This is a genomic window from Occallatibacter sp. (genome assembly GCF_049802275.1).
Classification (GTDB): Bacteria; Acidobacteriota; Terriglobia; order Terriglobales; family Acidobacteriaceae; genus Telmatobacter.
The window spans coordinates 1-11,079 of sequence record NZ_JBARMD010000473.1 but is presented as its reverse complement, the minus strand read 5'-3'; the positions used below and the strand labels follow the sequence as shown (position 1 = coordinate 11,079).

At 56.1% G+C, this 11,079-nt stretch carries 6 protein-coding genes; 3 read left to right on the top strand and 3 right to left on the bottom strand.

The window, feature by feature from the left end; translation table 11 throughout:
• The coding region (locus tag WA354_RS16425; protein ID WP_472814104.1) for a tetratricopeptide repeat protein at positions 1-1,067 on the top strand (1,067 nt) is incomplete at its 5' end.
• 217 nt (positions 1,068-1,284) lie between these two features.
• On the opposite strand, the gene WA354_RS16420 is transcribed toward WA354_RS16425, so the two are convergent.
• The 3 genes from WA354_RS16420 to WA354_RS16410 form a co-directional block, all read right to left on the bottom strand.
• Positions 1,285-5,058, bottom strand: a complete 3,774-nt coding sequence (locus WA354_RS16420; RefSeq protein WP_472814103.1) for an outer membrane beta-barrel protein — start codon at positions 5,056-5,058, stop codon at positions 1,285-1,287.
• A 407-nt stretch (positions 5,059-5,465) separates the two neighbouring features.
• Positions 5,466-7,223 carry a CRTAC1 family protein gene (locus WA354_RS16415; protein ID WP_472814102.1) on the bottom strand — a complete coding sequence of 586 codons (1,758 nt, stop codon included), beginning with the start codon at positions 7,221-7,223 and terminating at the stop codon, positions 5,466-5,468.
• A gap of 72 nt (positions 7,224-7,295) precedes the next feature.
• Positions 7,296-8,918 (bottom strand): tetratricopeptide repeat protein, encoded by a 1,623-nt coding sequence (locus WA354_RS16410; RefSeq protein ID WP_472814101.1) that lies wholly within the window; start codon positions 8,916-8,918, stop codon positions 7,296-7,298.
• Positions 8,919-9,077: 159 nt separating this feature from the next.
• Here WA354_RS16410 and WA354_RS16405 point away from each other — a divergent pair, with 159 nt between their 5' ends.
• Both WA354_RS16405 and ypfJ read left to right on the top strand, forming a co-directional pair.
• On the top strand, positions 9,078-10,187 hold the full coding sequence (locus WA354_RS16405; protein WP_472814100.1) for a hypothetical protein: 1,110 nt from the start codon (positions 9,078-9,080) through the stop codon (positions 10,185-10,187).
• 153 nt (positions 10,188-10,340) lie between these two features.
• Positions 10,341-11,079, top strand: a 739-nt coding sequence (gene ypfJ, locus WA354_RS16400; RefSeq protein WP_472814099.1) for a KPN_02809 family neutral zinc metallopeptidase, incomplete at its 3' end; no start/stop codon positions are given.

Below are 11,079 nucleotides of genomic sequence, written 5' to 3'. Positions count from 1 at the left end.
CGGGTCAGACTGCTGTCGGCGATGGCGAGTCGGCTCTGCGCGCAGGCGCGCTGGCGCAGGAACACGGCGACTTGAAGACGGCGATCGCCGATTATAGGCGGGCACTGGTCCTGAAACCTGATTCGATTGAGGCGCGCGCCAACCTTGGAGCAGCGCTGGCCGCCGCGGGTGAGCTGGACGCTGCCATTGAAGAGGACAGTCACGTGCTGGAACTCTCTCCGCAGAACGACGCGGTGCGGATGAACCTGGCGATGGCGTACTATCGGACCGGCAACTGGAACCAGGCTCGCGTTGAATTCGAGCGCCTTCATGCCACGCATCCTTCCGATCTGAATACGGCAATTCTGCTTGGATATACGTTGAACAAGCTGAATCGTTTTGCGGAAGCGGCGGCGCTTCTCGCTCCCATGGAGAGGGGTCATGAAGACGACTATCAATTCGAATACGTTTACTCCTATGCGCTGATCCGCTCAGGAAAGCAGGACGAAGGCATTCCACGCATGGAAAAACTGGCAAAGGCAAAGAAGTCCGCGGAAGCGTGGTTGCTTGCGGGCTCCGCGCGATACTATCGCGACGAAATGGAACTCGCCTGCGCAGATTTGGACGCTGCGATCGAATTGAATCCGAAATTGCCTGGGCTTTATACCATGTCTGGGCAGGCACGGTATGCGTTGAAGGACTTTACGGGCGCCGCCAACTCGTTCGAGGCAGCTTTGCGAGCCGACCCGATGGATTTTGTGGCAAATCGCGATCTTGGGGCGATGCGTTTAAAGGCAAATGACATCGAGAGCGCTAGGCCTTTGCTGGAACTTGCATTGCAGCTTCATTCGGATGATCCTCTCACCCGGTTTGAGATCGCGAAGCTCAATGATCAGACAGGGAAGTATGCGGAAGCCGCGGCAATCCTCGAAGACTTGACCAGGACGGATCCCAACTGGCTCGATCCTCATTGGCTCCTTGCAGCTGTTTATTCAGAGTTGCATCGCCCGGCAGACGGCAAAAGAGAGCGTGAAATTGCCGAAGAGATCAGGATCAGGCAAAAGAACCAGAAACCGAAGAGCAATTAGACGAGTCAGGAACGCGCCCCTAATTGATCTTTGCGCAGTTACACCCGAATGCCGACATTTGGCACCCGTGAGCCATGCACGTCGGGCAGGGAAGAAGGAGTGCCGGCAACGGCAATGCGCGCAGCAGCTGAATGCCAGCGGTTTGTGGATTGGTTTAGGGGAAAAAGAGAAGGGGTGGCTTTCGCCACCCCTTCGGACTGCAGGCTTCTGAACTGAATCAGAAGTAGTACTTGGCCGCGAACTGCATCCAGCGATATCCATTCTTATTCTGCGGGATACCGGTTGTGGCAGTCTGCGAGTTATAGACCATCGATGAAGGGGTACTGACTCCATTGAAGGTAAGTTGGTTGTCAGAATTGCCGGCGATTCCGAACTGCGCGTTCGGGTGGTTCAGCCAGTTGGTAGCCGAGATGCGGATCTCGACCCGCTGTGAATCGTTGACACGGAATGCCTTGAAGAGCGCCAGATCGCTGCCGAAGTAATGCGGCGTGCGGATATAAGGCCAGATGGTCTGACCGTTCTGTCCGAACGACGTTGCCGTTGGCGGCAATGGAGCTGCAAAGCAGTTGGGATTAAAGTACTGACCCTTCAGCAATCCCTTGCGAGGATCGCACACAACCAGGGGCTGAATCCCGTTTTCGTACTGGTTGCTGCCGAACCACGTGTTTGTCGAGATTGAAGTGGTGGTATTGCCGCCAATCGCCGTGGCCGGAATAGGCTGCGTGAACACCTGGCCCACGTTAACGTAATTCGTGTTCATGTTCGGCGAGTTGGCCTGGTAGGGAGCTCCATCCTGATAAGTCGTGTAGTTGGAGATCTGCCAGCCATTGATCAGCTCGCCCAGTGCCCAGTTGTTGTGAATGGGCTTAGGGAGCTTGTAGCTGAACGACAAGTTGAAGACCTTGGTGTGGTCATACCCCAGCGGTCCGTAATTGTCGTCGAGGTTGAACGGGTTGACCACCGAACCGTTGCCGTTTCCATTTGAAGTGGAACCGTCGCGGGTACCGAGGACCTTGCCGAACGTAAAGTTGGTGAACACATATAGGTTGCCGGATTGCTTCTGTGCGGAAACCTGCAGTGAGTTGTAGTTGGCATATCCGCCGTGCGTCTGAATCCACACGTGGCCGTAGTTGTTCAGCGGACGCCAATCGTTGGTTTGGACAGATGGGCAGGCTGTCGCACCACAAGCCCCATTTTGCGGTGAAGTGTTCGTGTAATTACCCGTCTTCGGATCTGGCGTGAAGTAGGCGCCGTAGGCGGTCACGTTTGCATCCTGAATGTGGCCATTCGCGCCGTTCAGCAGCTGATTGCGACTCGCGCTTCCCACATACGATACTTCCATTACGGTGTGGCCAGGCAATGACTGTGCTACGCCGAAGCTGTAGGTATTCGCATAAGGAACCTTGTTGTCGCCTTGCTGGTCGGCCTTGATGTCGGCGCCGTTCTGATTGACGCCAGATGGTACACCAAGTTGCTGGGTTTTGGCAGTAGCTCCTGAGCAGCTTCCGGCGAGACCACCTGGGTCGGGATGCACGCACACAAGCCCACCCTGGATGTTATAGCCGTAGAAACCGTTGCCATTGCCGTTAGCACCGTTGGTCCCGTAATTGAACGAGCCCTGAGGACCACCCATTGCACCGCTGGCATCGTTGGATGACACCTGGTACCGGTAAGTGCCGAAGCCGGCCCGAATCACCGTTCTGCCTGTGCCCGTGACATCATATGCGACACCAAGGCGAGGGTTATAGAACAACAACGGGCTCACCCAGCCCGAGGTTGGAATCTTCGAATCGAGCTCGTGCCAGAGCAGGCCTGTGTTGGCTGGTGGGTTGCTTGCGTTGCTATAGGTGGCGGGATCCCAAACCTGGGTTCCAGCCAGCTTGTCGTACCACTGACCCATGTGGTCTGCACGGAGGCCGAGGTTAAGAGTCAGCTTTCGCGACGCTTTCCAGGAATCCTGCGCCCAGATCGACCACTGGTGCCAGATGATATCCGGAACCACGTCGGTGTTGTTCTCGTTATACGATGTGATGCGCCCCATGAGGCGGTCAAGGGTCATGTTCTGGGTCGTCGTATAGCCCCAGTTCTCGTAATCGTAGGTGCCGTTGATGTTGCTGCCGTTGGCCTGCAGGTTCTCCTGGGCATCCCAGTAGAAGCCGGCCTTCACCGAGTGAGTCTTGATGATCTTGGTAAAGGTATCGGCGATTGACGGAGCCGTTGACGTTTTGCCAAAGGTTCCGGGGCCATAGATTCCGCTGTTGAAATCGAATTCATTGATTTCAGTCAGGCCGGAATTCCAACCACCTTGCGAATTCTGCATCTGATCGGTCTTGGAAGCCCCAAACAGACTTTGATTCGGAAGTCCGAGTGCTTTGCGGCTGGACGCGGCAACGTTGCTCAGGCTGTTGTTGTTGATGAACTGAGAGTACGCAAACACAACCTCGTTCGTCGTAGTGGGGCTGAACACGTGGGTGTAGTTTGCCAGGTAGACGTGAGCTGTTTCCTTGCCGACCGGCTCGGAGGGATATGGAATGGTCCAAGTCGGAGCCCACCAGATGGAGAGCGGATGGGCATCGGTCTCCTGCTGCAGCGTATACGAACCCCACAGCTTGTTGTTGTCGTTGAACGCGTAGGTTACCTTGCCGGTAACTTCCCAGCGGTTCTGCGGGGTGACCGGCGCGAACGAATAGTTATTCCAGCCGTTGCTTGCGTTGGGCGACTCATTCGGCTGTGGATTCAGGCCACTGATGATTTTGCCGGTGGGATCAAAATAGGGAGACAAGTTACTGAAATCCTGCCCCGGTGTGTTCCATGGCGAAATCGTCTTGTCTGCGCAACCCTCATCCCATGCGCCCGTGTTGCTGCAGGGAAGAGTGTAAGTGGGTGAATAGGTGCTGAGGACGTGAGGGTCTACGCCGATGTTGCGGTAGTCGCCCGCTTGCTGAGCCGTCGTAGGTACGTTCATTTGGACAGGCGAGTTGTATGGGTGCTGGTCCATGTACTCATAACCAGCCCAGAAGAACAGCTTGTCGCGGTTGTGGTTGAAATGCGGGAAGAAGATGGGCCCGCCGATGTTGCCGCCCACATAATAGAAGCTCTGTGGAGTCAGAGAATTCGGTTTGTTCTGCGAAAGTTGCTGGTTCTTGTTGTACCAGTCGTTGGCATATCCGACAGCGGTATTGCGGGCATAGATATATGCCTCGCCGTGGAACTTCTGGCCGCCGCTCTTTGAGAAGGCCTGCAGTACCGCGGGGCCCTTCGCATATTCAGCGCCATAGGAGGCCGACAAAAACTTGACGCTGTCGGTCATGTCCTGGTTGATGTTGGCAACCTGCGTTCCGGCGTTGCCCGGATCGATGAGGTTGGCGCCATCGAGGTAAACGTCGGTTGAACCGTAGGGCTGCGTGCCATTCGTCGAGAAGCTGCCGGCAGGACCGTTGTTGGTGCCGGTCACCTGGCTGTTGTATTGGGAAGTATTTCCGCTGAAGGTGACGCCAGGCATCATCTTGATCAACTCGGCTGCGTTGCGCCCCGTCAGTGTGGCGGAGTCAACCAGTTCGTTGTTCAATGTCGCGCTGATTTCAGCGTTGTCAACAGGAATCTCAGCGTCTGCCCCGGAGATAACGGTGACGGCAGTGGCTTCAGAACCGATCCTCAGATGGATGTTGGCAATCGTGCGGCTGTCGCCCTGGTTGATCAGAATGTCGTTCATTTCCCAGCTGGCGAAGCTTTTTGCACTGATTGTGACTTTGTACGTGCCCGGGATCAGTGCGGTTACCGAGAAGAATCCCTGGCCGTCAGATTTGGTCTCACGAACGTCGCCTGTGGCCGCGTTCGTTACAACAACTCTGGCTCCGGGAACGCGAGCATCCGTCTGATCGGCGGTGATGCCGCTCAAAGTTCCCGTAAGTTGTTGAGCATTTGCGATGGCGAAGGACAATAGCATGACTGGAAGGACCAGCCATGGGATTCCCCTAAACCATTTCGACATCGATGAACTCTTCGATGTCTTTGTGTGGTTTGTAAACATTTACCAAGCCTCCTGAAGCATCTGTTGTTCTTGTTTTTTATTCTCTGCGCACACAACTTGGCTCCGACGCGCCGGAGTTAGCCATGGCCAGAAACAGTTCTAAGTGAATCGAATATCGATAACACAGTGGACACACCATGGGCAAGCCCTATTTGGGCACCGGAGCCTCAAGTAAAACGGTTTCCCATATCACTCATATTTCTCGATATTTACCCGGAATGCCTATCCTGGCAAATTGGCACTTAATTGTCACCGGGGCTCGATTTTCGTTGTCGGCTCGAATAATTCAATACAAATTGGATACAAATTAACCCACTAACTTATACGGAAAAGGCAGCGTTTCTGGCTGTGACTCAAATCACCTCTATTCAGCCTTTCCGGAACGGTCTGCCGGGCACAATTCCATGGCCTTCCACGATGGTTATCAGACGGTCGGCCGCCTGGGCTGGGTATTTTTCTGTGGCTCCCGTGGGCCAGACGACTTCAATGTCCGCCGCGGTCTCCTTCCCGAGCCCAAAATGAAGGCGGGGGTCATTCGACGACATGTAGCTAGCCTGGCTCATGACGGCCAGAGCCTGGGTTTTGCCTCCGTAATGAACCAGCGCGCGTGCGCCAATAGCGCTCCGATTGCTTTTTGTGCCTTCCAGGCGAACCTTGATCCAGTGATTCTCCTTTGGGGCGTCGTTGCGCAGCAAGGATGGCGCTTCATGCTGATTCATAATCACGATGTCGAGATCGCCGTCATTGTCGAAATCGCCAAAAGCGCAGCCTCGGCTCACATGGCGAGCACTAATCGCAGGCCCGGCTTCGTCGCCCAGTCGGACAAACGTGCCGTTGCCCCGGTTGCGAAACAGCACGCGGGGTCCCTTATACGGAAATCTGGGGTTAATCCTCTCCACTTCCGCGTAAACATTTCCCGTGACCCAGAAGATATCTGGAAATCCGTCATTGTCGAGATCGAACAGGCAGGTACCCCAGCTCACGTAGGTGCGCTCCGTGGCCAGACCGGCCTGATGCGCCACATCGTCGAAGTTCCCCTTGCCATCGTTTCGATAGAGACCGGCAGGCTGGAGTTGGAAATGAGTCTTGATGATGTCGAGATGTCCGTCGAGGTCATAGTCGCCCACACCGATACCCATGCCGGCCATCTCCTGGCCATCCGGGCTGATAGCGACACCGCGCATCAGTCCCTCTTCGCGAAAGGTGCCGTCGTGATTATTCAGCAGGAGAAGACTCTGCGTTGTATCGCAGGCAACAAAGAGGTCGGGCCACCCATCCTCGTCGATATCGAAGGAAACAGCGGTAAGCCCATATGAGCCTTTGATTGCGGCGATGCCGGATTCTTTTGAAACATCGGTGAATGTGCCGTCGCCGTTATTCCTGTAGAGGTAGTGCTGCGGCGCTTTCAGTCCTTTTGGCCCGCAGGCAACGGGCACGCCCTCGTAGTTGCAATTGAGAATGTTGAGCGACGGCTTGAGGGCATTCGCCATGTCGATCTCGACATAGTTGGATACGAAAAGGTCAAGGAATCCATCGCGGTTGTAATCGATGAAGGTGCAACCCGCGCCAAAACGAGTGCCCTCGTGCGTCAGATGAGCCTTCTCTGTGACATCGGTGAAGGTGCCGTTGCCATTGTTGTGATAAAGCTTGTTTTGCCCGTAGTAGGTGAGAAACAGGTCTTCAAAGCCGTCGTTGTTATAGTCGCCCACGCAAACGCCAACAGCCCAGCCGGCATCCCACAGTCCTGCTTCCTTGGTTACGTCTTTGAAGGTGCCGTCGCGATTGTTTTTGTAGAGCCGGTTCGACGCATCGGGCGGAACTCCTTCGAGGGTTCGTCCGCCGAGAATGAAGATGTCCATCCAGCCGTCGTTGTCGTAGTCAAAGAAAGCGCAGCCGCCACCCATCTCCTCGATGATGTAGGTAACGGCCTCCGGAACGCCGTAATACATTGTGGCAGTCAGGCCGGCGCTCGCGGCGACATCTGTAAAGGTGGAAAACGGTTTCGCAGCAGTATCAGCCTGTGCGGCCTGAAGACTCCTGGGAAGTAGTGTCGAAGCGCAAAATGCAGGAGCAGCCTGCAACAGTTTTCGCCGGCTCCAGCCGGAAGTGGGGAAGACCTTTGTCATTCTTTGAACTTCTATATTCTCCCATTGCCGCAGTCCAACCGGCAAACGGGCATCAGATCGGGTTTGCCGTGATCACGGGTGGGCTTGTTGTGCGGAGGCATCGTGGGACAAGCGATCGTTCAGCTTCTGCGCCTGCGCGTTGTCCGGCTCCAGGCGTAGTGCCATGGCGATCGCGTCGCGCGCTTCCGGAAATTGGCCCGCCATCGCAAGTGCCGCAGAAAGATTGACCCAGGCTTCGACATAGCCGGGAGCGGCATGGACGGCCGACTGGAAGTGCTGAATGGCGCCAGTCGAGTCTCCGCTGCGCGACAACAGGTAGCCTAGCTCATTCTGCGCACCTGGCAAGTCTGGATTCAACTGGACGGCCTGCTCCAGCTGAGCCCGCTCCCCATCGGCATCGCCTGCCTGATGAAGAGCCAGGGCTAGTTTGTATTTGAAGTTGGCGTTATTCGGCTCGGCTGCGATCGCCTCTTTATAGTGACCTATTGCATCCTGTACCTTGTCTGCTTTCATGTCGTCATCAGCCTGCGAGGCCTTCATTGACGCTTCGAGTTTGGACTCATCGCTCGCTTTCTGATCCTGGTAAGTCTTGAATTCCTTCTGAGCTTGCGCGGACTCACCAAGTCCTCGCAGAGCGAGACCCAACTGGTAGTGCGCCTGCGCCTCTTTGGCGCCCATCGCAATTGCCTTCTCCAACTCCTGTCGTGCAGGAGCCCAGTCCTTCAGGAAGACCAGCACCATTCCGAGTTCGTAGTGGGAGTTGGGAAGACTAGGATCAATCGCCACGGATTGTTCGAGCAAAGTTTTAGCTCCCGGATAATCGCCCACCGCACGAAGAACAATCCCATTGAGATAGAGAACCTCAGCATCGTGCGGTCGCTGCGCGAGGAGCTTTGGTCCTATGGGGCGCGCCGCATCGATGTGGTTGGTGAGTACGAGAATGCGGAAGAGCTGCAGTTCGGCTTGAGGACTGGCGGGATTAAGGTCAAGGATGTGTTGCGCGAGATTGATCGCATCCTGATAGCGAACCTGCTTGACGAGCACAACGATCAGGGCGCTGGAGAGCGGCAGAGAAGATGGCTGGGCGTTCAGCGCCCCGGTCAGCACGTCGCGGGCGTCGTCGAGCAAATTCATATTTCCCAAAGCCCGGGCAAGATTGATTGAGAGCTTTTCAGTGCGGGGAGCGTTCCGTAGAAGGACTACGACATCGACGAAGGCGCTACGATCGAGCAGATCCTTACTAAGGCCCTCTAAGGCGATCTCGGACTTTGGATCGATGGCAAGTGCCTGGCGCCATTGCTCCTCGGCTTCCGGGTGTTTGCCGATCTGATCAAGGACGAAGGCCAGCATCAGGTGGGGCTTAATGACATCGGGATCGAGCTGTACGGCCTTCTCCAGTTCGGGGAGAGCGTCAGCCGTCTTGTTGCCGTCGACGTAGGCAAGGCCGGCAAGATAGTGCAATTGCGCTGATTTGGGGTCGGCATTCATGGCCGCCCGAAATGTCGCGACAGCGCAGTCGAACTGCTTATGGCTGGCATACCAGCTTCCCAGCAGCACTGCATTGTCTGTAGTGGGATGGGCCTTGACCTTGGCGAGCAATTCAGCCGGGCCATTGCACGCGGCGCGGGCCATGGAGGCAAAGGCTGAAACGGCCAGCACAAATCCTGCAAACCCCGTGCCCAGCCGCTTGACCACTGAAGAGATCTCCTGCCTCCAAGAATATCAACTCCGGAGTGAATCGTCTCTGTCCGAGGAACAAATGCAAGTTGATCCCTGGCCGGCGTGATAACTGTCCTCAGCTGAAACGTTCGCCGGGCTTCGCGCACTACTCCCTGACGGCGAAGGGAGACTGAAATGAATCTCACCAATTTTGCAGGCCAAAACTGGCTAATCACCCCGGCGGCTCTTGCAGTCGGGCAGCAACCACCTGCGAGCATCCACGATCAGAAGTGGCTTCTCGTGCTAACGGGTGTCGTGACTGCAAACCTGGAGGGAAACAGTACGTCGCAATGGCTCAACGCAAACTTGTCGTTCCTTCCCGACATGGCGGGCCCCAGTAACTCCGGGCCGCTGAACTGGGCGATTGGCCAATACGCAATCCCCAGACCGGCGGGCCAGAACTACACTATCGGATTCGCCCTCGATGAATGGGCGCCCTTTGTTTCACTCAGTGCGATCTTCGATCAGAATCAATCGATCGATGCTGGTTTCGCAGTGAATGTGTGGCGACCCAATCACTTTGCGACTGGTATCGATGCCTTGAGCAACGTTCCGGTCGGAAATATTTTCACCGGAGTCAATGTGGATGTGGGGGTCCGCGATACAGACGCCTGGATTCTAAGTCTTGGCTACAACATCACGCTGCGGGGACGGATCGTCTTCACGAAGTCTCCAATCATCTTGTTTCAATCGAATTTCGAGAGTACGACCGCAGGTCAGCCGCCTTCCATCACACAGGCTGTGGGAACGGCGCAATTCAATGGGCCGAACGTTGTTATCTCGCCGACATTTCCGCACAGCGGCAATTGGCTGCAGATCGGCCCTCTTGGACAGCAGGGTGGAGCGTTCTATGGAGAGTTTACCGAGACCCCTCCCATCCCCGGTGTTTACAACGCTTCCGCGATGATGTTCATGAGTTCGAAAGCAGGTGAGTCCTACATCAGCTTCAAAACGGGCGATCCTCAGAGTGAGTTTCTGACTCTGAATTTCGGGAACGACAACAAGGTCTCCGACATAGATCTCCAACCCACGGGCTGCACATTCCCTCGCGATCAGCCATTCCCAGTGCAGATCACCATTACCGTGACAACGGCCTCGACGACAGCGCAGATCGGGGTTGCGGGCACCGTGGGGAATTATCCCCTCACTGGGCCTCCGGTTTCGTTCAACGCGATCACATTTGCACCTGAGGTGGGTGGCCCGGTTGATGTGACCGATATTGTCGTGACCTACACGCCTCTGTAATCAGAGAAAAGTCACGTGGTCTGGTCCCCCGGCATTGCGCCCCCAATGGATTCCCCCGGTCAAGGGCGTATTTCCCTGGTCCCCAATCTCCCTGGCCGACGACGATTTGCGCTTTATGCCAAACTAAATTTGAGGCATCCGGGGGCCTCCAGTATGGAATGGCAGGACCAGGGAATCAGCTCTGACATTGAGGATCGCCGGGGAAGCAGCGGCGGTGGTTTCGGTCTCGGTGGCGGCATGGGAATCGGCGGCTTCATCCTGCTACTGATCATCAGCGTGGTTACCGGGCGCAACTTCTTTGCCGGCAGCGGTGGGCAGGCAGATTTGCAGCCGGGACCGCCCAGCGGTCCGGTGGCCGATTCCCCGGCCGAACAGCGTGATGTGCACCTGATCAGCTTTGTGCTGGATGATGCTCAGAACACGTGGGCGCAGATCTTTGCCGATCATGGGCGGCAGTATCGCAAGGCGAAGCTGGTGCTCTATCGCGATATGACGTATTCGGGCTGCGGAACGGCGCAGGCAGCCACAGGGCCCTTCTACTGCCCCGAAGACGAGAAGGTGTATGTCGATCTCTCGTTCTGGCAGGAACTCAAGCAATTCGGTGGCGACACTGGCGATTTTGCGCAGGCGTACGTAATTGCACATGAGCTTGGCCACCACGTGCAGAAGTTGCTCGGCGTCGAGCAGCGGGTGCGGCGCCTATCGCAACAGGACGATGGCGCGCAAAACCCGCTTTCGGTTGACTTGGAGTTGCAGGCTGACTGCTTCGCCGGCGTGTGGGGACATAGCACTCAGCAGCGAAACATCGTCCATGAAGACGATGTTGAAGGCGCTCTGAAGGCGGCGGCGTCTGTCGGTGACGATAACTTGCAGAAGATGAGCGGTCGTGCAG

Bases quoted from the DNA above. Each gene is read 5' to 3' on its own strand.
- WA354_RS16420 (WP_472814103.1), bottom strand. From the start codon at position 5,058: ATGTCGAAATGGTTTAGGGGAATCCCATGGCTGGTCCTTCCAGTCATG.
- WA354_RS16415 (WP_472814102.1), bottom strand. From the start codon at position 7,223: ATGACAAAGGTCTTCCCCACTTCCGGCTGGAGCCGGCGAAAACTGTTG.
- WA354_RS16405 (WP_472814100.1), top strand. From the start codon at position 9,078: ATGAATCTCACCAATTTTGCAGGCCAAAACTGGCTAATCACCCCGGCG.